The sequence below is a fragment of the Roseateles sp. P5_D6 genome, assembly GCF_054049415.1.
In genome coordinates this window covers 258,440-284,280 of sequence record NZ_JBFUMK010000003.1, presented here as the reverse complement: position 1 = coordinate 284,280, position 25,841 = coordinate 258,440, and the positions used below count along the sequence as shown (strand labels likewise).

Annotated in this window: 24 protein-coding genes; 10 read left to right on the top strand and 14 right to left on the bottom strand. The window is 68.9% G+C overall.

The features are described 5' to 3' along the window. Nucleotides 1–2 precede the first annotated feature (2 nt). The 4 genes from ACXJKM_RS05350 (at nt 3) to ACXJKM_RS05335 (ending at nt 4,607) form a co-directional block, all read left to right on the top strand. Nucleotides 3–1,283, top strand: coding sequence for a sigma-54-dependent transcriptional regulator (locus ACXJKM_RS05350; protein WP_457350789.1), 1,281 nt, complete (start codon nt 3–5; stop codon nt 1,281–1,283). Continuing rightward, nucleotides 1,273–2,418 carry a sensor histidine kinase gene (locus tag ACXJKM_RS05345; protein WP_457350787.1) on the top strand — a complete coding sequence of 382 codons (1,146 nt, stop codon included), beginning with the start codon at nt 1,273–1,275 and terminating at the stop codon, nt 2,416–2,418. The genes ACXJKM_RS05350 and ACXJKM_RS05345 overlap by 11 nt, the downstream gene beginning before the upstream one ends. A gap of 176 nt (nt 2,419–2,594) precedes the next feature. Then, nucleotides 2,595–3,530 carry a chromate resistance protein ChrB domain-containing protein gene (locus ACXJKM_RS05340; RefSeq protein WP_457350785.1) on the top strand — a complete coding sequence of 312 codons (936 nt, stop codon included), beginning with the start codon at nt 2,595–2,597 and terminating at the stop codon, nt 3,528–3,530. 57 nt (nt 3,531–3,587) lie between these two features. After that, nucleotides 3,588–4,607 carry a Cj0069 family protein gene (locus tag ACXJKM_RS05335; protein ID WP_457350783.1) on the top strand — a complete coding sequence of 340 codons (1,020 nt, stop codon included), beginning with the start codon at nt 3,588–3,590 and terminating at the stop codon, nt 4,605–4,607. 2 nt (nt 4,608–4,609) lie between these two features. Here ACXJKM_RS05335 and ACXJKM_RS05330 read toward each other — a convergent pair whose 3' ends face one another. The 12 genes from ACXJKM_RS05330 to ACXJKM_RS05275 all read right to left on the bottom strand — a co-directional run bounded on the left by ACXJKM_RS05330 (nt 4,610) and on the right by ACXJKM_RS05275 (nt 20,952). Continuing rightward, nucleotides 4,610–5,662, bottom strand: coding sequence for a DMT family transporter (locus tag ACXJKM_RS05330; RefSeq protein ID WP_457350781.1), 1,053 nt, complete (start codon nt 5,660–5,662; stop codon nt 4,610–4,612). A gap of 14 nt (nt 5,663–5,676) precedes the next feature. Next, complete coding sequence (locus tag ACXJKM_RS05325; protein ID WP_457350779.1) at nt 5,677–6,177, bottom strand: hypothetical protein; 501 nt, start codon at nt 6,175–6,177, stop codon at nt 5,677–5,679. A 67-nt stretch (nt 6,178–6,244) separates the two neighbouring features. Further along, on the bottom strand, nt 6,245–9,370 hold the full coding sequence (locus tag ACXJKM_RS05320; RefSeq protein ID WP_457350777.1) for an efflux RND transporter permease subunit: 3,126 nt from the start codon (nt 9,368–9,370) through the stop codon (nt 6,245–6,247). 10 nt (nt 9,371–9,380) lie between these two features. After that, on the bottom strand, nt 9,381–10,499 hold the full coding sequence (locus ACXJKM_RS05315) for an efflux RND transporter periplasmic adaptor subunit (protein ID WP_457350775.1): 1,119 nt from the start codon (nt 10,497–10,499) through the stop codon (nt 9,381–9,383). After that, nucleotides 10,496–11,122 (bottom strand): hypothetical protein, encoded by a 627-nt coding sequence (locus tag ACXJKM_RS05310; RefSeq protein WP_457350773.1) that lies wholly within the window; start codon nt 11,120–11,122, stop codon nt 10,496–10,498. The genes ACXJKM_RS05315 and ACXJKM_RS05310 overlap by 4 nt, the downstream gene beginning before the upstream one ends. After that, the gene (locus ACXJKM_RS05305) at nt 11,119–12,378 is read right to left on the bottom strand and encodes a TolC family protein (protein ID WP_457350771.1); all 1,260 of its coding nucleotides are present in this window, start codon (nt 12,376–12,378) and stop codon (nt 11,119–11,121) included. Before ACXJKM_RS05305 ends, ACXJKM_RS05310 begins: the two co-directional genes overlap by 4 nt. A 123-nt stretch (nt 12,379–12,501) precedes the next feature. After that, nucleotides 12,502–12,864 carry a hypothetical protein gene (locus ACXJKM_RS05300; protein WP_457350770.1) on the bottom strand — a complete coding sequence of 121 codons (363 nt, stop codon included), beginning with the start codon at nt 12,862–12,864 and terminating at the stop codon, nt 12,502–12,504. A gap of 69 nt (nt 12,865–12,933) precedes the next feature. Next, a complete protein-coding gene (locus ACXJKM_RS05295; RefSeq protein WP_082532801.1) occupies nt 12,934–13,740 on the bottom strand; it encodes a PEP-CTERM sorting domain-containing protein in 807 nt (268 codons plus the stop codon). 164 nt (nt 13,741–13,904) lie between these two features. Continuing rightward, on the bottom strand, nt 13,905–15,611 hold the full coding sequence (locus ACXJKM_RS05290; RefSeq protein ID WP_457350768.1) for a PQQ-dependent sugar dehydrogenase: 1,707 nt from the start codon (nt 15,609–15,611) through the stop codon (nt 13,905–13,907). Nucleotides 15,612–15,657: 46 nt separating this feature from the next. Next, on the bottom strand, nt 15,658–18,702 hold the full coding sequence (locus tag ACXJKM_RS05285) for a glycoside hydrolase family 2 TIM barrel-domain containing protein (protein ID WP_457350766.1): 3,045 nt from the start codon (nt 18,700–18,702) through the stop codon (nt 15,658–15,660). Nucleotides 18,703–18,717: 15 nt separating this feature from the next. Further along, nucleotides 18,718–20,406, bottom strand: a complete 1,689-nt coding sequence (locus ACXJKM_RS05280; protein ID WP_457350764.1) for a GH39 family glycosyl hydrolase — start codon at nt 20,404–20,406, stop codon at nt 18,718–18,720. A 135-nt stretch (nt 20,407–20,541) separates the two neighbouring features. Continuing rightward, on the bottom strand, nt 20,542–20,952 hold the full coding sequence (locus ACXJKM_RS05275) for a TfoX/Sxy family protein (protein WP_457350762.1): 411 nt from the start codon (nt 20,950–20,952) through the stop codon (nt 20,542–20,544). Here ACXJKM_RS05275 and ACXJKM_RS05270 point away from each other — a divergent pair. Together ACXJKM_RS05270 and ACXJKM_RS05265 are read left to right on the top strand one after the other, a co-directional pair. Next, nucleotides 20,945–22,027, top strand: coding sequence for a GGDEF domain-containing response regulator (locus ACXJKM_RS05270; RefSeq protein WP_162247815.1), 1,083 nt, complete (start codon nt 20,945–20,947; stop codon nt 22,025–22,027). The two genes, ACXJKM_RS05275 and ACXJKM_RS05270, sit on opposite strands and share 8 nt — an antisense overlap. A 5-nt stretch (nt 22,028–22,032) precedes the next feature. Continuing rightward, complete coding sequence (locus tag ACXJKM_RS05265; protein WP_056199892.1) at nt 22,033–22,698, top strand: protein-L-isoaspartate(D-aspartate) O-methyltransferase; 666 nt, start codon at nt 22,033–22,035, stop codon at nt 22,696–22,698. 102 nt (nt 22,699–22,800) lie between these two features. Here the strand turns inward: ACXJKM_RS05265 and ACXJKM_RS05260 are convergent, their stop codons facing one another. Beyond that, on the bottom strand, nt 22,801–23,271 hold the full coding sequence (locus tag ACXJKM_RS05260) for an adenylyltransferase/cytidyltransferase family protein (RefSeq protein ID WP_457350760.1): 471 nt from the start codon (nt 23,269–23,271) through the stop codon (nt 22,801–22,803). Between the two features lies 1 nt (nt 23,272). Here ACXJKM_RS05260 and ACXJKM_RS05255 point away from each other — a divergent pair, with 1 nt between their 5' ends. Beyond that, nucleotides 23,273–23,713, top strand: coding sequence for a hypothetical protein (locus tag ACXJKM_RS05255; protein ID WP_457350758.1), 441 nt, complete (start codon nt 23,273–23,275; stop codon nt 23,711–23,713). Between the two features lie 45 nt (nt 23,714–23,758). Here the strand turns inward: ACXJKM_RS05255 and ACXJKM_RS05250 are convergent, their stop codons facing one another. Then, nucleotides 23,759–24,340, bottom strand: a complete 582-nt coding sequence (locus ACXJKM_RS05250) for a histidine phosphatase family protein (RefSeq protein WP_457350756.1) — start codon at nt 24,338–24,340, stop codon at nt 23,759–23,761. A gap of 186 nt (nt 24,341–24,526) precedes the next feature. Here ACXJKM_RS05250 and ACXJKM_RS05245 point away from each other — a divergent pair, with 186 nt between their 5' ends. The 3 genes from ACXJKM_RS05245 (at nt 24,527) to ACXJKM_RS05235 (ending at nt 25,822) form a co-directional block, all read left to right on the top strand. After that, nucleotides 24,527–24,883, top strand: a complete 357-nt coding sequence (locus ACXJKM_RS05245) for a PRC-barrel domain-containing protein (RefSeq protein WP_056201253.1) — start codon at nt 24,527–24,529, stop codon at nt 24,881–24,883. A 105-nt stretch (nt 24,884–24,988) separates the two neighbouring features. Beyond that, on the top strand, nt 24,989–25,537 hold the full coding sequence (locus ACXJKM_RS05240) for a hemerythrin domain-containing protein (protein WP_457350754.1): 549 nt from the start codon (nt 24,989–24,991) through the stop codon (nt 25,535–25,537). 27 nt (nt 25,538–25,564) lie between these two features. Further along, a complete protein-coding gene (locus tag ACXJKM_RS05235; protein ID WP_457350752.1) occupies nt 25,565–25,822 on the top strand; it encodes a hypothetical protein in 258 nt (85 codons plus the stop codon). Nucleotides 25,823–25,841 lie beyond the last annotated feature (19 nt).

Below are 25,841 nucleotides of genomic sequence, written 5' to 3'. Positions count from 1 at the left end.
TGATGCCGCAACAACTTAGCGAGGATCCGCAGGAAGCCCTCCGTCCGGCGGTGGACACACTGTCCGGAAGTGGACGGTCGAAAAGCCTGTCAATCCTGCTGGTGGATGACAACCCGGCCGTTGCAGAGGCGATGGAGATCGCGTTCCGTATCGCCGGGCATCGACTGGACAACGCGAACGGGCCGGAGGCCGCGTATTCACGCCTGGCCCAGTCCCGCTACGACGCGGTGCTGCTGGACATGAACTTTGCCGCGGGCCGGTCAGACGGCGCGGAAGGCTTGGAATGCCTCGATCGGATCGTCGCCGACGATCCAGCGACGTGCGCCGTCGTCATCACCGCGCACAGCGGCATCCGCATCGCAGTGGCGGCAATGCAAGCCGGCGCCCGGGACTTCGTGATGAAGCCTTGGCGCAACGCGGAGTTGGTTGCCAAGGTCGAAGCCGCGGTCGCGCGCAACCGGCCGATGGCGGCGGTGCAGGCCGCTGCGACACAGGAGCTGGCCCGGCTGCTCGGTGACAGCGCGGCGATGCAGCGGCTGCGCGATCTCGTGCGCCGCTTCGGTCCGACTGGCGCGGGCGTCACCATCACGGGGCCGGCGGGGAGCGGCCGCACGCTTACCGCGCTGGCGATGCACGCCCACTCGCCCGATGCCGCGACACCCCTGCTGCGCATCGACCTTCGCGACGATGCCGCATGGGATCGGCTCGACGGCGCGTCGCGTACCGTTTTGTTGCGCCATCCTGACCGGCTGGATGCGGTGGCGCAGGCACGTCTGCTCGACCGTCTGCCTTCAGCGGTGAGATGCATCGCGATTGCGGAAAGCGTGGCGTCGCTGACACCTGCGTTGCAGCGTCGCCTGGCGACGGTCGAGATCGCGGTGCCGCCGCTGGCCGCGCGTGGAAAAGACGCGGTCTTGCTCGCGCGGCACTTCACCCGCGTCGCCGCCGAGCGATTCGCACGTCCCGCGGCAAGGCTGAGCGAAGCAGCCGAGGCGGCGGTGCAAGCGGGCGGGTGGCCCGACGAGGTCCGCGGCCTGGCGCTTGCGATTGAGCGTGCGGTGCTCCTGGCCGAGGACGGCACGATCACCGCCGCGGCGCTCGCGCCGCCCGTGCCCGTGCCCGTCGCTGAAACGCCCACGGGTGGATTCGACCTGATCGACGCCGAACGCGCCGTCATCGCAGCGGCGTTGCGTGAGCATCGCCATAACGTCACCCATGCCGCCACCGCGCTGGGCTTGAGCCGCGGTGCGCTGTACCGCCGCATGGCGCGCCATGGGCTCTAGGCATGGCTTGCGGGCGGCACTCCATGCGATCGGGTTCGTCGCATGCGGCGTCGCCGCGGGCACGGCAGTGCACCAGGGATATTGGGGGTTGCTCGTCGGGGCGACGCTGGCTGCCGTGTGGCTCGGCGCGCTTGACTGGGGGCGAGCCGCAAGGCCACGATCGACGCCCAACGCTGTCACCGCAGCGCCGGATGCGGCCACGCCTCGCCTGCTGCTGGACGTCGCGCCGACGCCGATACTGGCGATCGAGAGGGGCTGCGCCCGTGCGCTCAACCGCGCCGCGCGCCGGTTGTTCGCCACCGACGACCGTGTCCTGCCGGTGCCCCTTGAACTGTTGGACCGCGATGCCCGCCACCTGCGCCATGAAGCGCGAAGCTGGCGCATCGATCGCATCATGCTGGGCAGCGGCATGGTCGTCGCGCTCATCGACATCGAACAGGAAGAACGCGCGGCAGAGGCGCGCGCGAGCGCCGAACTGATTCAGGTCCTCGGCCATGAGCTGCTCAACGGCCTGGCCCCGATCGCTTCTCTGGCCGAGAGCGGGCTGGCGGCGGTTGGGCAGCCCAACGCCGACCTGACGCTGCTGCGGGAAATCCTCGCCACATTGGCGCGCCGCGCGGAAGGCCTGCAGCGCTTCGCCGAGGCCTATCGCGCGCTGGCCCGTCTGCCCGATCCCTTGCTGCTCCCGGTGGCGGTGCGGCCGATGTTGGGCGATCTGGCGCGGCTGTTCGCCGGCCGTTGGCCGGGCATTGCGTTGACTGTCGAAGCCCCGGACGACCTGCGTTGGCCGCTGGATCGCGACCAGATCAGCCAGGCGCTGTGGGCCTTGCTCCAGAACGCGGCGGAGGCGGTGCCGGACCGCAACGACGGGCAAGTGACGCTGGCGGCCCGCATTGCCGACGGTGGCCTCGCGATCGAAGTCAGCGACAACGGCCCGGGCATCCCGCCCGAAGCAGCCGCGCGCGTCTTTCGCCCATTCCACACCACCAAGCCCGAAGGCACGGGCATAGGCCTCAGCCTCGCCCGCCAGATTGCGCAGGCGCACGGCGGCACGCTGACGCTCGGCACCGGAGCCGCCGTCACGTCGTTTCGGCTTCTGCTTCCCGGCCGCGACAGCCCCCCATCGCCAGGTTGATGGGGGCTTTCGTGCAGAAGCCTGAGTCGGGCGCAGTAGACATGCGCGCAAGGCATGGGTGGCTGATCGGGCCGAGTCTTGATCAGTTGCGGCGAATTCCCTGACTGAACACGCATCAGATGTCGGCGCCCGAGAAATATGTTGCTATCAAAACATGATGTTATATATTTAACCAAATGAAGTGGCTGCTCCTCATCCTCTCGCTGCCGACCGAGAACACCGCCGCCCGCATGCGCGTCTGGCGAGCGCTCAAGGGCTGCGGCGCGGCGGTGCTGCGCGACGGCGTCTACCTGCTGCCGCACTCCGAGGCGCATGAGGCGGCGCTGGGTGGCATTGCCGACGACCTGCGCCAGAACGACGGTACGGCTCATCTGCTGGGCACGGAGTCTGGCGACGCAAATTTCCCTGCGCTGTTCAACCGCAGCGCCGAGTTCGCGGCCCTGCTGGGTGATATCGCCGACGGTCGCAAGCGGCTCAGCGCCGAGCAGGCGATGGAGTCGGTCAAGCTGGCTCGCAAGCTGCGCAAAGCCTTCGACCAACTCGTCGCCATCGACTTCTTTCCCGGTGAGGCCCAACGCCAGGCCCGCGAAGCACTGGAAGAATTCGAGGACCAGGCCAGCCGGCTGCTGTCGCCGGATGAGCCTCAACCCGCCGTGCGAACCATCACGCCACTGGATCGGGCCGACTACCAGGGGCGGATCTGGGCCACGCGCGCCCGGCCGTGGGTGGACCGGATGGCCTGCGCCTGGCTGATCCGCCGCTTCATCGATCCCGAAGCCCGCATCCTGTGGCTCAAGTCGCCGGCCGACTGCCCGAAGAGGGCGCTCGGCTTCGACTTCGACGGCGCGACCTTCACCCACGTCGGCGCGCGCGTGACCTTCGAGGCGCTGCTCGCCAGCTTCGGCCTGGAGACGCCTGCGTTGCTGCGCCTGGGCCTGCTGGTGCACAGCCTGGACATCGGCGGCGTGCAGCCGCCGGAGGCCGCGGGCGTCGAGCGCGTGCTGGCCGGCATGCGCGAGGCCATCACCGATGACGACCAGTTGATGCAAGTCAGCGCCGGGGTCTTCGAGGGCCTGCTGACTGCCTTTCAGAACGCCGAGGACAAGCCATGAACGCCATCCCCCAGGACCTTCCTCTTGACCCAGCCAGCCTGAACGGCGTGTCCGCGCATGGCTGCTGACCACCCACCCACGCTGGCGTTGCTCTATCCAGGAGACCGTGCGGCCCGCGACCGCAATGACCCGGACGAGAGTCGCTTTGCCGCGCTGTTCGAGGCCTTTGCCGCCACCGGCATTGCGGCCGAGCCGGCCGTCTATCACGACGACTTCGCCGATGAAGTCGCTACCCAGCTGAAGCGAGTGGATGGCCTGCTGGTCTGGTGCAACCCCATCGAGGCGGGCCGCCGCCGTGACCGGCTCGATGCAATGCTGCGCGAGCTGGCCGCGGGCGGCGTCTTCGTCAGCACGCATCCCGAGGCCCTGCTCAAGCTCGGCACCAAGGACGTTCTTGTCGACGTCCGCGACCTGCCCTTCGGCAGCGATGCGGTCCGCGTCGACAGCCTGGCGCAACTGGTCGACGAGTTGCCGCGTCGGTTGATCGGTGGGGCGCGTGTGCTCAAGCAGCACCGCGGGCAAAGTGGCAATGGCGTCTGGCGTGTCGAGGCCACCGGCTCCGCGCTTTTGAAGGTGCGCCACGCGCAACGGGGCAGCGAGGAGGAATTGCTCAGCCTGCACGAGCTGCAGCAGCGGCTGGCGCCTTATTTCGAGCCGGAGAACGGCGGCCACATGATCGACCAAGCCTGGCAGCCGCGTCTCGTCGACGGCATGGTGAGGGCCTACCTCGTCGAGGACCGCGTTGCCGGTTTCGGGCACCAGGCGGTCAATGCGCTCCATCCCGCGAAGGACGGTGGGCCGCCACCTGCCACCAGCCCGCGGCTTTATCACCCGGCGGACCTGCCGCAGTTCCAGGCGCTGCGGCAGCACCTGGAGTCCGGATGGATAGACCTGCTGCGCGAGCGCGTCGGTGTCAACCGAGACCAGCTGCCCATGCTGTGGGACTGCGACTTCCTTTTCGGCGAGCAGCCGGGCAGCTACGTGCTCTGCGAGATCAACGTCAGCAGCGTGTCGCCGTTTCCACCGTCGGCCGTCGCGCCGCTCGTGAAAGCGGTCAAGGCGCGCCTGGGGCGTTGACTTCAGTGGTCATGCCCGTGATGGGCGTCCGGCACATGCGCATGGCTGTGGCGCCTGGGCGCGTGCCGGTGCCGATGGCTGTGTGCGCCCGCGGGCATCGGATCGTGGTGATGGTCGTGGTGCCCGTCGTCATGCCGATGCGCGTGCTCGTGCTGCAGCTCCTCGTGCTCATGCTCATGGTCGTGCGACTCGGCCAGGTGCAGCGCCACACCCAGCAGCATCAGCAGGCCCCCGGCGGCCATGCCCCAGCCGGCTGAGCGGTCTCCCAACCCGAAGGCCAGCGCGGCGCCGATGAAGGGCGCGAAAGCGAACACCGAGCCCGTGCGCGCCGCACCGAACTCGCGCTGGGCCAGCAGGTAAAAGCGCAGGCTCAGGCCATAACCGGTCGCGCCAATGCCCATCAACCCTGCTGCTGCGCCAAGGCTGGGCATCGCCTCGCCCGCGACGAAGGCCAGCACCGTCGTTGCCGCGGCGCCCAGCGCAGCCTTGGCGAGCACGACCTGGCCGGGATCACGTTCAGCCAGCGCGTGCGACAAGGTGTTGTCCGTGCCCCAAGCGGCCGTCGCCGCGAGCACGGCAAGCAGCCCGACCCATTGGCCACTTGACGCCAGGCCCTGGTCCAGGATGAGCAGCACGCCGCCCGCGAGCAGCAACAGCATCGCCGCCCAGACGCGCCGGTCCATGGTCTCGCCATAGAGCCTCCAGGCCAGCACGGCCGTGAAGAGGGCCTCCAGTGTCAGCATCAGCGACGCGCCGGTGCCGCTGGTGCGCTGCAACCCCCAGGCCAGCGCCACCGGGCCGATCACCGCGCCGAAGAGAGCGACGGCCAGCAGACGTGGCAGGTCCGAGCGGAGCACGCGCGCCTCCTTCTCCGCCTCCTGACGCAGCAGCGCGCCGACGAGACCGGCGCCGGCATACAGCAGCGCCGCCGTCGTGAACGGCCCCAGTCCTTGGCCGAGCTTCTGCACGAGGGGCGTGCTGACGCCGAACAGCGCGGCTGCCAGCAGGGCCAGCAGGCCGCCGCGCAGCGCAGGGAGGTTCAGGTGCAGAGGCATGTCCCGCGTCGCTCTCAGGGTTGGCCGCCGTGCCGGACCAGGCGCTTGTGAAAACCCGTGATCGTGACGGTCACCGTGACCGGCTGCTGGCTGCGGTTCTTCCAGAACCAGCCATGCGTGCCTGCGAACGGCGCCACGAAGGTGCCGGCGCCCTGGCGCTGGCCGGCTTCGATGTCGTAGCTGGTGTACTCGTCCTTCGAGCCGGCCCGCTCGCCATGCAGGTCCACGGCCACGTCGCCACTGGCGGACCAGTGGAAGACCATGCCCTGGCCGGCGTCGAGCTCCGCCTGGACCTCGGCGCCCTTGCCCGGGGCCAGCGTCACCGTCACGCTCTCCGTGCGCGGCGCCGAGGCGCTCGGCTTGACCGCCGGCGCATCGAAGCTCTGGCCCGCCTGCTTGCCGAACACCGCCTCGGCCCTGGCTGCCAGCGTCCCGTTGTCGCGGGCCGCATCGGCCGCCCAGAGTGGCATGCCAGTGGCGAGCAGGACGCCCAGAGCAATCAGTCGTTTCGTCATGACGGCACGTTACTTGATGGCGTGCGGCGCTTTGGAGTGTGCGGCGCCGCATGGCCTCGATCAACGTCTAGAAAGCCTCCTGCGCGCCCGCCGAGGGCTCTTCATCCCGCAACAGCCGCATCAAGGGGCGCTCACCCACCAGCCAGAAGATGACCGGCGTCAGCACCGTGTCCAGCAGCGTCGAGCTGACCAGGCCACCGAAGATGACGACGGCCACGGGGTGCAGGATCTCCTTGCCCGGCTCGTCGCCGGCCAGCAGCAGCGGCGTCAGCGCGAAAGCAGCGACGAGGGCCGTCATCAGCACCGGCGTCAGCCGCTCCAGAGAACCGCGCACGATCATGGGCTGGCCGAAGTGCTCGCCCTCGAAGCGGCACAGGTTGATGTAGTGGCTGACCTTGAGGATGCCGTTGCGCGTGGTAATGCCGGCCAGCGTGATGAAGCCCACCATGGTTGCCACCGACAGCGTCACGCCGGCCAGCCACATCGCGATGACGGCGCCGACCAGTGCCAGCGGGATGTTGGCCATGATGATGCCTGCCAGCACCGCCGAGCGGTAGCGCGTGTAGAGCACGAGGAACATCATCGCCAGCGACACCAGCGACAGGCCGATGATGAGCTGCGTGGCCTGCTCCTGGGCCTGGAACTGGCCCTCCAGGCTGACAAATGCGCCGGTGGGCAGCGCCGTCTTGGCGATGACCTGGCGGATGTCGCCGATGACGCGGCCCATGTCGCGGCCGTCCGTGTTGGCGTAGACGACGATGCGCCGGCGGCCGTTCTCGCGGCCGATCTGGTTGGGTCCGTCGGACTCTTCCACGGTGGCGATGCTGGACAGCGGCAACCGCCCGGCGGGCGTGTCGATCAGCGTGCGCGCGAGGTCCTGCGGGCCACGCTGGTCGTCAGGCAAGCGCAGCACCAGGTCGTAGCGGCGCTGGCCGTCGACGATCTGCGCTCCGTGGGCACCGTCCGTCAGGGCTTGCAGTACGCGCACGGCTTCGCCCGGCGACAGCCCGGCCTGGGCGACCTTGCGCTGATCCAGCCGCACGGCGATTTGCGGGATCAGCACCTGCTTTTCGACGGTGAGGTCCACCAGGCCCGGCACGCTGCTCAGCCCCGCCCGCATCTGCTCGGCCAGGCCGCGCAGCGTGTCGGTGTCGTCGCCATAGATCTTCACGGCGATCTGCGCCCGTACGCCCGACAGCAGATGGTCCAGCCGGTGCGAGATGGGTTGGCCGATGGCGACCTGGGCGGGCAGCGACGCGAGCTGGGCGCGCATGCTGGCCATCACCGCGTCGCGGTCGACGGGCTTGCCGCCGCGCCGCAGGTCCACGTCGATCTCGGACGAGTGCACGCCCTCGGCATGCTCGTCCAGTTCGGCGCGTCCGRTGCGGCGGCCGACCTGGGTCACCTCGGGCACCTGGCCGATCAGCCTCTCGGCCAGCGCGCCCATGCGGTTGGCCTCGGCCAGCGACGTGCCGGGGTTGAACATCAGCGACAACACCAGGGAGCCCTCGTTGAAGGCCGGCAGGAAGGCGCGCGGAAAGAACGGCACGCTGGCCGCGGCGGCAGCCACGGCGATTGCCGCCGAGACGATCAGCAGCTGCGCGCGCGGGAAGGACCACGTCAGCACGCGCTCGTCCCAGCGCTTGAGCCGCGCGACCAGCGGGCTGTCGCCGTGCGCCAGCCGTTTCATGCGGGGCAGCAGGAAGGCGCTCAGCACCGGCGTGACCGTCATGGACACGAGCATCGAAGCGAGGATGGACACGATGTAGGCAATGCCCAGCGGCGTGAACAACCGCCCCTCGATGCCCGGCAGCGCGAACAGCGGCACGAAGACGAGCACGACGATCAGCGTCGCGTAGACGATGCCGGTGCGCACTTCGACGCTGGCGGCCCGCACGACCTCCAGCACCGGCTTCGGGTGGGCCAGCGCCCGGTTCTCGCGCAGGCGGCGCTGGATGTTCTCGACGTCCACCACCGCGTCATCCACCAGCTCGCCGATGGCGATCGCCAGGCCGCCGAGCGTCATCACGTTGATGGATTGGTCGAGCAGGCGGAACACGAGTGCCGTCACCGCCAGCGACAGCGGGATCGCGATCAGCGAGATCAACGTCGTGCGCACCGACAGCAGGAAGGCGAACAGCACGATGGCCACCATGATGGCGCCGTCGCGCAGCGCGCCGGTGACGTTGCTGATCGAGGCCTCGATGAAGTCGGCCTGGCGGAACAGGACCTTGGGCGCGCTCAGGCCCTTGGGCAGGCCGGGCTCGAGCTCGCCCAGGGCCGTCTCGATCTGCTTGGTCAGCTGCACCGTGTCGGCGTCCGGCTGCTTCTGCACGCTGACGATGACGGCCGGTGCGCCCTTGTAGCCGGCGTCGCCGCGCTTGAAGCCGGCGGCGAAGCGCGCGTTGGCTACCTGCTCCAGCAGGATGGCGCGGCCGTCCTTCCAGGCGACGGCGATGCCCTGCAGGTCCTCGATGCGATGGGTGCGGCCGAGGTGACGAATCAGGTACTCGCGGCTGTTCAGGTCGACGAAGCCGCCACCCGCGTTGCTCGCAAAGCCGCGCAGCGCCTGCTCCACCTGCGTCAGCGACACGCCGAGCTGGGCCATGCGCACCGTGTCGGGCTCGACGCGCAGCGTGCGCACTTCGCCACCGATGGGAATGACCTGGGCCACGCCGTGGATGGCCAGCAGCCGAGGCCGCAACACGAAGTCCGCGTACTCGCGTGCCTGCATCGGCGTCGCCTGTCCGGCGCCCAGCGGCAACGCGATCAGCATGACCTCGCCCATGATGGACGAGACAGGGCCCATGACCGGCGCGATGTCGCCCGGCAGCTGGCCGCGCAGTTGCGCCAGCCGCTCGGCCACCTGCTGGCGGTTGCGGTAGACATCGGTGCCCCAGTCGAACTCGGCGTAGACGAGTGACAGGCCCACGCCCGACGTCGAGCGGACGCGTGTGATGCCCGGCATGCCGTTCAGCGCCGTCTCGATGGGGAAGCTGACGAGCTGCTCCACCTCCTCGGGCGCCATGCCGCCGGCCTCGGTCAGCACGGTGACCAGGGGTTTGTTCAGGTCGGGAAAAACATCGACCGGCGTGCGCCAGGCGGTGAAGCCGCCGTAGGCCATCAGCAGTGCGGCAATGGCCAGAACGAAGAGCCGGTTGCGCAGGCTGGTGTGGACGATCCAGTTGAACATGGCCGGCCCTTCAGCGGATCTGCGCGATGAGCGCCGCGCCCACGACGACGACGCGGTTGTCCGCCGCAAGGCCTCGCGTGACGAGCACGGTTTTGGCGTCCAGCGGCTTCACCTGCACTGGCTGAGGCATGTAGCGCTCGGCGCCGGTCTTGATCCAGACGACGGTCTCGTTGACCGGGCTGCGCACGACGGCCTCGGCCGGCAGCACGACACCCTTGACCTTGTCCTTCATCGAGACGATCACCCCGACCGTCTGGCCGACGGCGAGCGATGTCGCTTCCCCGGTCTTGTCCGCCTGGGCGCGGAAGCTCAGCGGCAAGCTGCCGTCGCGCAGTGCACGGGGCACGCCAGCGAGCTGCAGCTTCACGCCGGTGATATCCGCCAGCTCGGCGCCGGCAATGCGCTGGCCCAGCGTCACGTCGGGCGTCTGTGCCTCGACCATCAGCCGTGCCGGGTCGACGATGTCGATGAGCACGTCACGTGCGTCGATGACCTGGCCGGCCATCAGCTCGGAGCGGGCGATGACGCCCGACACCGGCGCGCGCAGCGGCTCGCGTTGGTCGAGGCTCGCGGCGATGCTGCGCTCGCGGGCGGCCAGGGACTCGGCCTCCAGCCGCGCCGCCTCGATCTCCTTGCGCGGCACCGTGCCCTCCAGCCCTTCCAGCCGCTTCAGGCGCTGCTCGGCGAGCTGGCGGCCGGCGCGCAACTCGGCGCGCTGGGCCTCCTGGTTGGCCTGAGCGAAAGGCTCGGCGTGGTGGTGCAGCCAGGCGAGCACCTCGCCCTGTCGCACGGCCTGGCCGGGCACTGGCAGGCCTCTGGGCCCGGGCTCGATACGGCCGCCATGGCTGGCCTGTACGCGGCCACTGGCGTTGGGGTCCTGCACCACACGGCCGGGCAGCTCCAGCGTCGCGGCGGCTTCGGTCTCGGGTGCGATCTGCGTGCGCAGCCCCAAGCGGCGCTGGGCCAGCTTGGGGACGTTGACACTGCCGTCGGGCAGGCGCACGAGGCCAGAGGCGCTGATCGGGCCGTCCTGGTCGAGGTGTTCGCCATTCGGCCCATGGGCGCCGGGGCCGGCCAGGCCAGCCGTGGCGGCCAGCAGCAGTCCAAGGGTCAGCAGCGGGCGCTTCATGCCTGGCCTCCGGTCCCCGTCTTGGCGCCGGAGCGGCGGCGCCATGCGGCCACGGCGATCAGCACCGCCGCGATGACGCCCATCCATGTCCACAGCTTGCGTGAGCCGCTGGCGTGGTCGTGCCCGTGGTCATCGCCGGGCTCGTGCGCGTGCGGCGCCTGCGCCGCGGCCTGGGCTTGGTCGGTGGTGACCTTGAGGGTCGCGTCCAGCAGGTCCGACTCGTTGCCGTGGATGACGGTGATGACGATGGCGTGGTCACCGGGCTTGCCGAGCAGCTTCAGCATCGCCTCGTCGGCGACTGCGTAGTCGCCGATGTCGTCATGGAAGGGAGCCTTGGCCTTGAGGCCGCCGGACTCGATTTCGACCTGCGCCTTGAGCACCGGCTCGTTGGTCGCGAAGCGATCGATCAGCATCGAGAACTCGCCGCCGGCGAGCGTGGCGACCAGCTCGAACTGCTCGCTCCTGGCTTCGATGCGCGGGCGGCTGCCGGCAGGCGCGGTGGTGGCGGCCGGGCCGTCGAGATGTTCGCCGTTGGGTCCGTGGGCGCCGGGGCCGGCCGCAGCGCCCAGGCTCACGGCCAGCGCAGCGGCGCCGAGGGCGCGCAGCAGGGAAAGGGAGGTCATGGAAGCAATCCTTGGGCTTGTTGGAGTCGCGCCTGGGCCAGGCGCAGATGGGCTTGCTGGCGTTCACTGGCGGCCTCGGCCTGCGCGGCGGCGCTCAGCGCCCGCAGCAGTTCGGGCAGCGGCGATTCGCCCGCCTTGAAAGCCTTGTCGATGTGGCCCGCCCGCTCGCGCAGCAGCGTGGCGCGCTGCGTTTCGAGGCGGGCCTGGGCTTGAGCACCTTGCAGCTGGCTGCGTGCCAGCTCCAGCTCGGCCGCGAGGCGGTCGCGGCTGCGCTGCTGCTGGGTCAGGGCCATGTCGACCTCGGACAGTGCGCTGGCGATGCGCGGCTGGGCGTGCGTCTCGGTGCCAAATGCAGCAAAAGGCAGGCGCAGCGCGACGCCAATGCCGTTCAGTGCCGGGTTGCCCTGGCCGGGGCGTTCCTGGCGCAGGTTGACGCCCAGCTCGGGGCCATCGCCGCGCTGGGCCTGTGCCAGGGCGAGCTGGCGCTGGGCACGCTCGACGGCACGTGTGGTGAGCTGCAGTTCGGGGTGGGCCTCATCCAGGTTGAAGGTCGCCCCTGCAGGCGGGGGCTCGGACTGCGCGGCGACGGCGAGGCCTGTCAGCAATTGCCATTGCGTCTGCTGGGCGCGCAGCTTCTGCGCAGCCTCGGCTTCCAGAGCCTGGCTGGACAGCCACTCGGCCCGGGCCGCCATCGCGTCGGCAGGCGCGAGGTCGCCGGCCTTGACGCGGCGGTCGACGTCTTCGGCCAGGCGACCGAGCAACTGGCCTTGCAGCGCGGCCAGGCGCTGCTCCGCCTCCAGGCCGCTCAGCTGGCCAAGGGCTTCGCGCACCTGGCCGGCCACGTGCAGGCGGGCGGCCCGCTCGGCGGCGGCACTCCAGTCGAGGCCGGCTTGGGCGGCCTGGCCGGCGGTTGCGCGGGCGCCGATGCGCCACAGCGGCAGGGCGATGCCGACCTCGGTTTCGCGCTGGCCGCTGGCGCCATTGCCGCGGCCTTCACGCTGGGACAGCTGCAGCGCTGGCGGCGCGGCGAGCCAGCTGGCGGCGACGGCCTGCTCGGCGCGAGCCTGGCGCTGCTGGCCTTGCGACTGCGTCACCTCGGCGGAGCGCTGCCAGGCGGCGTCAATCGCCTGGGCCAGGCTGGGGCGGCTGGCCGCGAGCGCTGCGGAATTCGATAGGGGTTGGGCGGCACAGGCGAGCGCGCTGGCAGCAAGGGCGCTGCCGGCGAGCCATGGCGCCAACCATGGAGGGATTTTCACGAGGGTCCTGATGCGAAAGCGGCGGCGACCCGCATGGGGCCAGCCCAGGGCTGGTCATGCGCAAGAGGTCACCGCCAGAGCGACAGACGGCCGCGCGTCAGCACGCGCGGGTCGCGGGCGGGATCAGGACTGGGCTTTGGGTGGCCGCTCGGGGCCGGCAAGGCAGGGCGGTGGAGGGGGCGTCGCCGCGGTCTGCACCGGCATCGCCGGCGGCAGTTGTGGCAAGTGCAGGTCAACACGGGTCATCAGGACCGGTGAATGCAAACCGCAGTCGCTGGCCAGATGATGGGCCGAGGCGAGCGACTGGTCCTCGTGGACGCCGCTGGCGTCGCCGTGACCATCGTGATGATGCCCCTGGCCCTCGAGGTGCATCAACGCATGCTGCTGCTCTTCCTGGCCCGCCATCCCCACGGCAACGCCTGCATGGGCCAGCGCTTGCCAGCACATGCACAGCATCAGCAGGAAGGTCGTCAGGCCGTGGCGCATGGTCGTCAGTCTAGCGGAGCGACCATTTGAGGCGCATGGCGCGGCCGCCTACTGGGGCCAGTTAACCAATCATTGCGATTCGGGCACTGGCACGAGCGCAGTCCGCCGGCGCCGCACGCCGAGAACCACGCCCAGCCCCAACATCGTGAGCGCCCAGGTCGCCGACTCAGGCACGGCGCTAGGAATGCCTTCGAAGTGGTAGAGCGCGGCCAGCGCCGGGTCGTCGATCGTGAACGAAGGGTCAACGAAGGCCTTCGACCAGCCTGCCGGCCCGCCGGGGCCGCCCGAGCCGGAATCGGCACGGAGGTAGACATCAAAGACGGCATTGACCTTGAAGTTGGTGACCTGATCGAACGAGAAGCTGTTGCCACTCACTCCGTTGAGGTTGATGCCGGCGAGCAAAATCGCGCCAGCGCCGCCGCTGTCGTAGTTCACGGAGAAGGAGGCCGATGCCTGCGTACTTCCTTCGCCGTCGACCAAGCCGTGGGCGAGGACGTGCACCGGCACTACCGTTGCCGCGGCCGGGCCGCTCAGCATGACCTGGTAATGAATCGTCGTGGTCGCTCCAGCACCACCGCCGACGGTGAATCCGAGGACGGGCGAGTACGCAGCCACGGAGAGGGAATAGGCATAAGCCGAGCCCCCCTGGGCTGAATCGGTGATCGAGGTGGCGACGTTGCCATCCACGTTCACCCCGTAGCTTGCAGGCGCAAAGGTCGTCCCGTGGTCGATGTCATTCAGGCGATTGAGCGGATTGAAATTGTCAGCGGCCGCGTGACCCACATAGGTGACGACGCCGAGCGCATGCGCCGCGCCAAACGGCAAAACCGCGCAAGCGCAAAGAAGCGCGCTGAGCAACGTTCGTGAGCGAGTCATGATGTTCCTTGGCTGACGGAGACGAAAAACCTGACAACGGAATCGGGTGAACGGTCCGCCGGCAAGGAGAACATGTTTCCGGTCCGGTGGGACGCCCCGGGCAGTTGCCAATCTAGGGGGCGTGCAGGGCAACGGGCAACGCGTCGTCGGTCAGCCTGGAACATTCATTTCGGAGCGACGCGCCAGATCTCGCCGGTCACATCGTCATCCACGAGCAGCGAGCCGTCCTTCTGCACGGCGACCGAGCTGGGCCGGCCCCAGACTTCGGTGTCGCTGGCGACGAAACCCGTCACGAAGTCCTGATAGCGGCCCGTCGGCACGCCCTCCTTCATGAACACCCGGACCACTTTCGAACCCGTGCGCGTCTGCCGGTTCCAGGAGCCGTGAAAGGCGACGAACAGGTCGCCGTCGTAGGCCTTCGCGAACGCCGCAGGGGCGGCCGGCGGCGCCTCGTACATGACCATGCCCAGTGGCGCTGCGTGTGCCGTCAGCAGCAGATCGGGCGCTGTCACCTTGTCGCGAAGGTCGGGTCGATGGCCGGCGAGACGGGGGTCTTCATGAGCGCCGATGTAGAACCAGGGCCAGCCATAGAAGGCGCCTTCCTTCACCCGGGTCAGGTAGTCCGGCGGCAGGTTGTCGCCCAGCAGATCGCGCTCGTTGACGCTGCACAGCAGGTTCCCGGTGCGTGGGTAGAGGTACATGCCGACGCAGTTGCGCAGCCCCGCGGCATAGGTGCGCCGGTTCTTGCCATCGGCATCGAACGCCAGCACCACGGCGCGGCCTTCCTCCTCACCCCAGGCTGCACCCAGGCCGTGCCTGGCTTCCCAGCCGGCAAGCGGCTCGGGAGGCGTCTTGCCGATGCCCTCGGCGACGTTGGTCGCCGAGCCGATGGACAGGAACATCGTGCGTCCGTCGGCAGAGAACACCAGCGTCCGGGACGAGTGCGCGCCGACGGCCTGGGACAGCTTGGGAACGACCACTTCGGGCTCACCGCCGGCCACAAGGTCGCCGTTGCGGTACGGATATCGGACGACGGAATTGACGAAGGCCACGTAGAGGTACCGCGGGTCGGAGCCTGTCGGCCAGAAAGCCAGGCCGAAGGGGCGGTCCATGCCCGACGCAAAGGTGCTCACCACATCGGCGGTCTCGCCCGTGGACGACCGGAACACCTTGACCAGCCGTTTCGTCGTGGACGAGATGAAGATGTCCCCGTTGGGTGCCTTGACCATGACGCGGCCGCGATCAGGGTCCCTGGCCCACAAGCTGACCTTGAAGCCCTCGGGAACCAACGGCAACGTGCCTTCCGGGCGTGGCACCGTGCGGGGCCCGTTGCTTGCGCTTTCGGTGGCGAAGGGCGTGGGCAGGTCGGCCACCTTCCACTCGTGGATCCGCCCCGGTCGATCAGCACTCCAGCTGCCCACGTCTGCACCAGGGACCGCCGGCTTGCTGGCCGCAGTGCTCACCGCCACCGTGGTCGCCGGGCCTGAAAGCTTGTCGAGATAGGCCAGCAGCGCCTGGCGTTGTGCCTTGTCCGCCATGCTGATCGGCATGGTGGTGCCGGGTGCGTAGGCCGAGGGGTCGGCGACGAACCTGTCCAGTTCCACCTTCGTCCAGACCTTGCCCTTCGCACCCAGCGTGGACAGCGCCGCCGAGTAGCCGAAGCCCTGCGCTTCACCCACTTTGCGGCCGACGATGCCATGCAGGCCGGGGCCCATCAGCGCGCGCCTGTCCGGTGTCGCGGTGTGGCACATGGCGCAGTTGCTGTCGAACAGTCGTTGGCCCAGAGCGATGTCTTGCGCCTGAGATGATGCCGTGGCCGCCAGGGCGAGCAGGCCGCAAGCCGCGGCCCGCATGAAGTGAAGGGGGTTCAATGGGTCTCCTGTGATCGTTGTGCAACCGGGCAGCGTCATGCGGCCGTCAGAACCGCAGCTGCAACCGGCCGCCGTAGCGTCCCGTCGCCAGGGCCGGCTCACCCGCCGGCCCGGTCAGGTCAGCGGCCTGGCCCTTGGCGCCCATGGCGGGGATGGCGTGCAGGAAGCCGATGTCGCTGGCTGGGAAATCCACGCTGGTGGTCGGGAAGTCTGCCAGCCTCGCGCCCAGCTGCAGATAGCCCGCTCCTTCGTTGACGATGGTGAGGTCCCCGGCGGGCGAGGTCAGGCGCAGCCAGCGTGGGTCTGCGAAATAGCCGGCGGGCGATGCGATGTCGTACACACCCAGCGCCGGCCCGCGCAGGCGGTTTTGCCAGACCGGGCTGGGCCCGCGCATGAGCGCGCGGGGATGGCTGGCCTCAACAAGCGGCCGATCGAAGCCGATGCCGTGGTACAGCGCGGGTCCTTGGAGCTGGTAGCCGTAGTCCAGCGTAAGCACGCCGTCCTCGCCGAGCGTCCAGCGCACGCGGTCCAGCCCGCCGCCGCCAGGCGCTTCCAGCCAGGCGCCTTGCGGCCCGGTGCCTGCGGTCACGACGACCTGAGCCGTCGGCACGGCGAAGCGGTCTGCTTCGAAGGCCAGCCGCAGAGACACCACCGAGGGCGTGCGCCGCACGCCCGCCAGGCGGGTCACGCGCAGTGCCTTCACGGCCTGCGGCGGGAAGATGTAGGACTGCCCGTCGCGCGCCACCCGTGCGCCGTCAAAGACGGTCTTCCAACGCTGGCCATCGGCGGACAGATCCAGCCTGAAGCTCGCCCAGCCATCGGTCTCGGTGATGCCGAGGTCGATGGTTGCAACATTGGCCATCGTCGGCGTGGGGAACTCGTAGACGCCGTCGGCCGTGGCGGCCGGCTCCAGCCATGCCGGCTCGGCGGCCTGCCTGGGCCGGGCAACGACCAGGCGTGGCCCGTTGGACAAGGGTTGCGCCTTGCCGCCCCTTGCCAGTTCGAGCAGCAGGCCGGTACGGGCATCAAAGCGCGCGGACATGGCGCCGGCCTGCAGCCGGATGCTGTCGCCCTCTCTCACCGCCGCGGGCGTGCCGGCACGCTGGCTTGCGAGGCGGGAAGGCCGGGCCGGCGCTGCCCAGACCCAGGTCCACAGATGCTGGTCGCCTTGCATTGCCGTCAGGCGCAGCGCATCCGCCTCGCGCCAGGCCGCGGGCAGCGGCAGCTTCAATTCACCCGCGGCATGCGGGGCCACGGCCGGCCCGGCGAGGTCGCCCTGGGCCAGCACGCGGGCGTCCGGGCTGCGGTCCTGCGGTTGGGCGAACCGAATCCATTCCCACTGGAAGCGCACCGCCGCCAGCGTCGTGAAATCGAACGCGTTGCTCAGCTTGAGCACGCCGTTGAATTGATCGTCCAGCACTGGCGGTGCGATCTGCACCGGCGACCAGATCTCCTTGACCGTGTAGTAGCTGGGCTCCTTCTCGTGCCGGGGGCCGACGATGCCGTCCGGCGCGTAGCTGCCGAAGACGTCGATGCGCCCGCCCTGGTCGGTGCGCACGAGGCCTTCATCCGCCAGGTTCCAAAGGAAGCCGCCCGCGCCGCGCGGCGAGGCGCTCATGGCTCGCCAGTAGTCGTCCAGGCCGGCACCCAGGCCGCCGTCGAACAGGCCGTGCAGGAACTCGGTGGGCATCACCAGCAGCGGGCCGGCCAGCCGGCGCTGCAGGTCCGGGTAGCGCGGGTAGTGCTTGGTGTCGATGCCGCCAAAAGCCTCCCAGGGGTGAATCAGCGGCCGTGCCTGCGGGTCGTAGAGGGCGAAGTCGCCGTCCAGCTCGCGGTTCCAGCCGCCTTCGTTGCCGTTGGACCAGAACAGGATGCTCGGGTGGTTGACGTCGCGCTCCACCAGCTCGCGCACGAGCTTGCGGCCCACCTCTGTGTCATGGGCCTTCTGCCAGCCGCTCAGCTCGTTGATGACGTACAGCCCCAGCTCGTCGGCCGCCTCCAGAAAGGCCTTCTCGGGCGCGTAGTGGGCCACGCGCATGGCGTTCATGTTCATGGACCGAATGAGGTGCGCGTCCTCATAGGCCTGGGCGCGCGACACGGCGCGGCCCGTCTCCGGGCGGAAGCTGTGGCGGTTCACGCCCTTGAGCATGATGCGCTGGCCGTTGAGGTACAGGCCCCGGCCCTCGCGCACCTCGAAGGTCCGGAAGCCGAAGCGCTCCGTGACCTGGTGGACGGCCTTGTCGCCTTCGAACAGCGTGAGCTGCAGGAAGTACAGGTGCGGCGTTTCGGCGGACCAGAGCAGCGGCTGGTCGATCCGCCCCTGGACGCGCACGCGCCCGGCGCCGCCGGTGGGAAGTGCGGCGGAGAAGGGTTGGCCCACGGCCGTGCCGTCGCGGGTGGTGACCTGGGCCGCCAGCCGGGTCACCGTGCGCGGCGCCCGCAGCGTCACGTCGGCCGTGAGCTCGCCGCTGGCCTGGGCGTTGATGGCCACGTGCGCGATGGACTGCAGCGGCGACGCCTCCAGCCACACCGGCCGGTAGATGCCACCGAACACCCAGTAGTCGCCATGGCGCTCGGCGATGTCGGTGGCCGTGGCGGCCGAGGCTTCGCTGACTTGCACCTCGATCTCGTTGTCCTCGCCCGGCTTGAGCCAGCGGGTGATGTCGTGGCTGAAGCGGTTGAACCCGCCCTGGTGGATGGACCCGGTGACATTGCCGTTGATCTTCACGAGGGTGTCGGTCATCACCGCATCGAAGACCACGCGGACCGTGCGGCCCTGCCACTCGGCCGGCATGCTGAAGCGGCGTCGGTAGGTCGCCTTGTCCGCCGCCCGCGGGCCTTTGTCGTAGCCGTACTGGTAGTGGCCAAAGCCTTGCTGTTGCCAGTTGGACGGCACCTTGATGCGCGCCTGCTCGCCCGCGCGCTGCCCGCCGTCGATGACGAAGTCCCAGTCCACCGCGTCATCCGGGCCGGTGCCCGACAGCATCAGCGTCTCGGTGCGCGGCGCGTCCGCGGCCAGCGCCAGCGGCGCCAGCAGGCCGCAGACGAGCAGGCCGGCCAGCCACTTCAGTGCTGCAAGCTTGACGTTCACCGGGTGTACTTGCGCCTACTCGATGACGAGCAGCGACACACCCTGCCGTGGCAGTGTGAAGCTCAGCGTCGCACTGCCATTGGCCACCGCCAGCGCCGGCAGCGCGGCCGGCGCCATCACCGAGGCGGCTTCCAGCTGGGCGTACTGCTTCGCGTCCGGCGCCTGAGGCGCGCCCATCGCCTGCCAGGCCGTGAACGCATTCGCGTGGGCCTTGTCGACGCGCCACTGCGTCACCGACCGCGTCGCCTGCCCGCCCAGGCCCGCCAGCTTCAAGCTGACCGCCGCATCCGGGCCGCTGGCATCGTCGTCGTGATAGTGCCAGGTCATCACGGCAATCTTGCCGTCGGGCGTGCGGGTGGCCAGCACGCCCACATCCGGGCGGCCGCGGACCCCGTTCGCCACGATGTCCTCCAGCGCCACTTCGGCGTCGCTGGTGGCGCGCAGCTGCGTTGGCCCCAGCTTGGCGAACATGCGGAAGATGTTGAGAACCGGCAGGTCAACGCCATTCGTCGCCAGTTGGCGATAGCCCGCAAACCAGGGCTGGTCTTCGAACGTGAAGGCCCAGGTCAGAGCGCCTTCCAGGTTCACCTGGTGGCGGTCGGCGAGCTGCCAGATGCGCTTGTAGCTGGCCGCCGTGTAGCTGGAGTACATGGTGCCGTTGCGGTAGGCGTTCTGCGGGCCTGGGCAGGCGGCGCAGCCTTCGGGGTCGTTCTCGCCGATGACGATGGGCTTGTCCTTCAGCTCGGGCACCGCGGCGATCTTCTGGAAGCCGTTGGCGATGCCGCTCAACTGGGGCGCCATGCCCATGCGCACATGCCCGTCGACGAACCGCGGGCTGCCCTTGGCGTGGAAGGCGAGGAAATCGGTCGGCGTGCCGATCTGCCCCGTCGCATGGTTGCGGCCGCTGACGACATGCTTGAGGAAGGCGTCCATGAACGCCCCCCCGGAGCCCGCAACGTCGGGGCCACCCACGCGAGCCTCGGGCAGTGCCCGGCGCACGGCGTCGATGGCGTAGTCATGCAGCTTGTTGAACTCTTCCTGCGTGCCGGTCCAGTAGGCCGGGCCGTTGGGCTCGTTCCAGACTTCGAAGTACCAGCGCAGCACTTCCTCGCGGCCGTAGCGCTCCACGCAGTGCCTGGTCCACTGGAAGACCAGCTCGGCCCACTTGGCGTAATCCTTCGGCGGGGCGTTCCAGGCGCCGGCGATCAGGTCGTAGGCGAAGCCGGGGCGCCAGCTGTGCTGGTACGGCGTGCCCGGCTTGGCGCTCGACAAGGCCTGCGGCATGAAGCCAATCTGCAGGTAGGGCCGCACGCCGCGTTCGAGGTAGCTGTCGATGATGCGGTCGGTGACGGCCCAGTCGTAGACCGGCTTGCCGTCACGGTCCTCGGTGTAGGCATTCGTGCTGCCCCACTTGAACGCCGGCGTGCCGTCACCCGTGTTCAGCAGGTTGTGCGCGCGGAAGTACACGCTCCCCGGCCGCAGGTCGCCCAGGTGCTTCATCAACTTGCGGCCGTCCTTCATGGTCGCGTAGTTGGGCTCGTCCGCGCCGAAGAAGCGCCAGATGGGCTTGAGCTCGCTCATGGAGCGACCGGCATCCACCTCGATATGGACGGGGAAGGGTTCGATCGGTTGAGCCTGCGTGGTAGCGGCGATCAAGCCGGCCATGACGATGGCGACGGGCCGGGGCAGTGGCTGGAGCTTCATGGCATGAATGGCGTGAAACGAGAGGTCGAAGGGCTCGGACCGCGATCATGACGACATCCACCGCGTGTGCCGCTCGCAATTCCTGGCCGAGTGTAGGAAGGGCCTTCGCTGCGCCGCAAGCGCCCGGCCATTCACTCAAGAACGTGAGCGCGTGCCGTCTGTGGTGCCAGCCCCCTTGGCCCTGGCCCGCGATGTGCTCTGCCTTTTCCTGGCCGCAGGCAGCGTCGCGTTGTACTTGAGGGACAGCTCGATCCAGTAGTCCAGTGCCGCCTTCGTTTGCACGGTCGTCGAGGCGACGAACACATAGCCTGGGTAGGGGCGCCCCTTCATGACCACCGTCTCGACACCGTCACGCTGGAGCGCCATCTCGTGCAGCGCCGGGTCGATGCGGCACATCAGCCGCTCGGGCCTCGCCGTCACGCACAGGTGGTCGCGCACCATGAAGCCGGCGCTGCCGAACATGCGCTTCTCACGCACGTCGGCGACACCGGCCAGCGCGTGGCGAACGCGGTCTACCAGGTCGTCGCTGATCGGGGACGTGTTCACGGAGATTCCTGATGTCGACTTGACGGCGCCAGTATCTGACAGGGGTGGCACCGGGAGCGCCAATTGCCGCCCACGACCAACGTCCTCCCGGGAGCTTCAGCTGCCTGTTCGTGAGACTGCCTTCATCCTCCATGTCGATGACAACCTGGACAACCTTGCTTCGACGAAGCTGATCCTGGATCGTCCCGGCATAGAGGTGGTATCCGCCGAGTCCGCTGCGGTGGCGGTGGAACGGTTGACGCAGCACGACTTTGCGCTGGCGCTGGTCGACGTCAACATGCCCGACGTCAATGGCTTCCAGCTTGCCGAGTCCATGCGCGATGAGGCGCGTTCCCGCGAAGTTCCCATCATTTTTCTGACGGGCGACGGCGGCGACGCAGCGCGGACTTTCCGTGGCTACGAGGCCGGTGCCGTCGACTTCCTGGTCAAGCCGGTGCACCCTCAGGTGCTGGAAAGCAAGGTCGGTGCGTTTGTCGCCCTCTATCTGCAGCGCAAGTTGCTGCGCGATCAGAAGGACGACTGCGAGCGCCTGTTGAGAGCCAACCAGCGGATGGCTTCGGAGCTGGAACGTGCGCACGAGCTGGCGGTTCAGGCAGCTTTTACCGACGATTTGACCGGCACGCCGAACCGCCGGCACATCCTGAAACTCGCTCAGAGCGCCCTGAACGACCCGCGCAGGCATTCCCAGCCGGTGAGCCTTGCGCTGCTGGACCTGGACCACTTCAAGAGAGTCAACGACACGCGTGGCCACGCCGTCGGGGACGCCGTGCTGCGCCACTTCTGCGATCACACCCAGGCCCATCTGCGATCCGGCCAGGCCATGGGCCGCATCGGCGGCGAGGAATTCCTCCTGCTGCTCCCGGGCACCGAGATGGCGGAGGCCTGCACCGCGCTCGAGCGGGTGCGCCACACGCTGGAGCCGCATGCCGGCATTGCCTACACCTTCTCGGCTGGCGTCGCGCAGGCCCGCCCGGACGAGGCGCTGGATGCCGTGCTGGAGCGTGCCGACCGGGCGCTCTACGTTTCCAAGGAGCACGGCCGGGACTGCACGTCCAGCGAATTGATGGATTTCTGAGCGCCATGAACGTGGATTACGCCGAGCGGCGCGAGCGCATGGTGGCCACACAGCTGGCCGCCCGCGGCATCCGCGCCGACGCGGTGTTGCGGGCGATGCGCACCGTGCCGCGCGAGGCTTTCGTCGAGGCGGGCTTTGAGGACGTCGCCTACCAGGACGCAGCAATGCCCATCGCCCAGGGCCAGACCATCTCCCAGCCTTTCATCGTCGCGCTGATGATCGAGGCCGCCGAAGTGAAGGCGGGCGACGCGGTACTGGAGATCGGCGCGGGCTCGGGCTATGCGGCTGCCGTGCTGAGCCGCATCGCCGCGCACGTGTCGGCAATCGAGCGCAGCGAAGTGCTCGCCCGTCGTGCGCATGAGCGCCTGGCGGCGCTCGGCTACGACAACGTGGAGATCATCACCGGCGACGGCAGCGGCGGCTGGCCCGGCGGGGGGAGCTTCGATGCCATCCTTGTCGCCGCATCGGGCCCGGACGTGCCGCCCGGGCTCAAGGCCCAGCTCGCGCCCGGCGGCCGCCTGGTCATCCCGGTCGGTAAAACCCGAGGCCAGACCCTCGTCAAGGTGAGGCGCCTGGCGAACGGCCACTTCGACCAGCAAGCGCTCGCCGACGTGGCCTTCGTGCCATTGATCGGCGCACAGGGCTGGGCCGAGGAGGAGGCCAGGTCATGAGCACCGCCCCGGGCAAGCTCGCTGCTCGCTTCCCGGCCCGACCCCTACCGCCTTCGGCCCCTGAGCCGGTCTTCCGGAGCGGCGCATGCGTCCCAAGCTCGATCAGCTGCGTCTGGCCGCCGCCGAGTGGCCGGCCAAGTAGGGCACGGTGACGACGCGGCCGCCCCAGCCGCGCACCAACGGTGTCTCAGGCAGTTGTTCCGCCGCGTGGTCGCTGCCCTTCACGTACACGTCGGGCCGCACCGCCTGCAGCAGCGCCGCTGGCGTGGCCTCTTCGAACCACGTCACCCAGTTCACGCAGGACAGGGCCGCGATGACGTGGGCGCGCTCATGCAGCGTGCAGCAGGGACGCTCACCCGGCTTGCCCAGGTCGTGGGCGGAGGCGTCGCTGTTCAGCGCAACCACCAGCACATTGCCCTGGCGGCGTGCCGCCTCCAGGCAGCTGACGTGGCCGACATGCAGCAGGTCGAACACGCCGTTGGTGAACACCAACGGCCGCTCCAGCCATGGCAGCCGCTCGATCAACTGCTCGGGTGCCAGGCATTTGAAGGCGCCGTTCCAGTTGCTCTGCACCTTGCATCTCCTGCCGGTTGAAGCCCCCGGTCATGTTCCGGGCAAGGCGCTGCGCGTTGGCGCAGAGGAGGTCCCGTGCGCCAGCGCATTGGCCGGCCTCGACGCCGTCGATGGAGACGCCGAATTCCACCTGCAGTCTGTGCAGCAGAACTTGCCGCAGCTGCGCAAACTGCGCTCGCGTGAACGGGCCGCTCCGTTGGGGGGCGATGACGAGGGCCGCGCCCGCGCGCTGCCGCCGCGCCAGTCGACCATGGCGAGCTGGACGGCGATGGCAGGCGCCGGTGCCGTCAACGCCGCCTTCGCAGCGTCGGCGGTGAGGAAGCGGCTGGCGGTTGGTGCTGGGCTCAAGGGGCTTTTGCGCAGGGTGCGGAAGGCCCAACGATTGGCAAATGCCGCTCCCACCGGCCGCGAGGGCCGATGCTGCCCGAGCGGCTGCACCTGATGCCGCAGGCGGGCCACCATGGCGGCCAGACCGTCGGCAACCTGCTCAAGCCGCTTGCCGTGCCCTTGCTCTGTTCTGCGGCCAGTCGACGGGTGTGAGCCGGTCACCGGCAAGCAGGAGCTGCGGCACTTGCTGGAACAGCCAGCGACCCGCCTGGCAGCGAAACGACCACGTCAGGTCGAATCGCTCGGACGGCCAGTTCTCCGGCACTTCATCGACTGTCGTGATCGCCTTGGCAAGTTTGGGGAGATCGTCGTGCCGCCAGCAAACCAGCACCGGCGCATCCAGCGACCGCAAGTGCCACGCGAGCTTGTCCACCGGATCGTGGTCCGACCAGCGTTCGTCGACGGCAACCCCGAGGCGGTCGGCCAGGCCTTCCACGGTGTCATAGGGGCGGGTCGACGGATGCCTTGCCGTTGGCCGGGCCGCAAGGATGTGCTGCGGGCGCTCCAGCACCTGCGGATGCAGACGTTCAGCCAGTGCCGAGAAGTACGGAACCAGCGCGCCGGCGCGGCGCCAGCCTTGAACGCTGAGCGAGTTGGGATCGTCGCGGCCGGATTCATCCACGCCGCCGTCCTCGCCGTGTGGCTTCTCGGCGTGGCGAATCAGCATGATGCATTTCGACATGGCTGAACTTCAACTGCTGCATCGCAGCATGCGCCAAGCCAGCGGTGGCATGTGTAGGACGGAATGCCGCATGGTTGGCAAGCCTGCAAGGCGGTTCAACGAGGCAGGAGGCACCGCGCGTGGGTACGTGATTTGCCGTCGAAGCAGGGCGGCGCCATCGACCGCTACACAGCTACGGAGACCACCATGAACACTGACAACACCACCGGCCCCACCATCGCTGCCTCGAAGGTTGAAGGCACCGAGGTCTACAACCTGCAGGGCGACAAGCTCGGCTCCATCGACGACCTGGTCATCGACAAGGCCTCCGGGCAGGTGCGCTACGCCGCCCTGGAGTTCGGCGGCTTCCTGGGCATGGGCACCGATCTCTACCCCATGCCCTGGTCCAAGCTGAAGTACGACACCGCCAAGGACGGCTATGTGGTGAACCTCGACAAGTCGCAGCTGGAAGGCGCGCCGCGCTATGCCCGCTACAGCGAGCCGGCATACACGCGCGACTACGGTCGCAAGGTCTACGACTACTACGGCGAGACCTGGGTTTGATCTCGACAGGGCGGTTCGTACCGCCCTTGCCGAAGACAAGCTCTGAATTCACCGGCTCCGGTGCCCGCCGGAGTCTTTCCAAACCATCAGCCAGCAGGAACTCCCATGCCCACCAGCGCAACGAAGACCTCAGCCAAATCCACCAAGAGCACGGCCAGGAAACCCGCCAGCCCGACGACACGCGATTCGACACCGGACGCGATCGATCTGCTGACCGCCGATCACCGGGAGGTGAAGTCCCTGTTCCGGGCCTATGACAAGCTTGTCAAGGCCGATGGCGATGCCGGCGAGAAACAAGCCATCGCGCTGCAGATCTGCGTCATGCTGACCGCGCACGCCACGGCTGAGGAAGAGCTCTTCTATCCGGCCGCGCGGGACGTGCTGGGCGACGACGCCGACCTGGTCGACGAAGCCGACATCGAGCACGCCAGCGCCAAGGAGCTCATCGCGCAGATCGAAGCCGGCTCGCCCGATGACGATCACTACGACGCCAAGGTGAAGGTGCTTGGCGAGTACATCGACCATCACGTCAAGGAAGAGGAAGGCGAGATGTTCCCCAAGATCCGCAAGTCCGACCTCGACCTGGATACCTTGGGTGAAGCCATCGCCGGGCGCAAGGCGGAGTTGATGGGGCAGGACGCTGAGCCGCACTGACGGCGTCGTTCAATCCAAGGAGAAGCCATGAGTGAGGCCATCGCCGACGTTCACCGGGGTGTGCGGTTCACGGTGGAGGCGGTGCCTCGCAGCGGCGGCTTCGAAGGACGCTTCGCGATCCTTGACGTGGCCGCCGCTGGCCAGGTTGGCACGGATGACAGCTACCGCCCGACAACCGACAACCTGTGGGCTACGGAGCAGGAAGCATTGACCTATGCCACCGAGGCCGCTCACCACGCCATTGAGGGGATACCGGCGTTCGACAAGGGAACGCCGGGGTTGTAGTGCGAGCACGTCGTTGCTG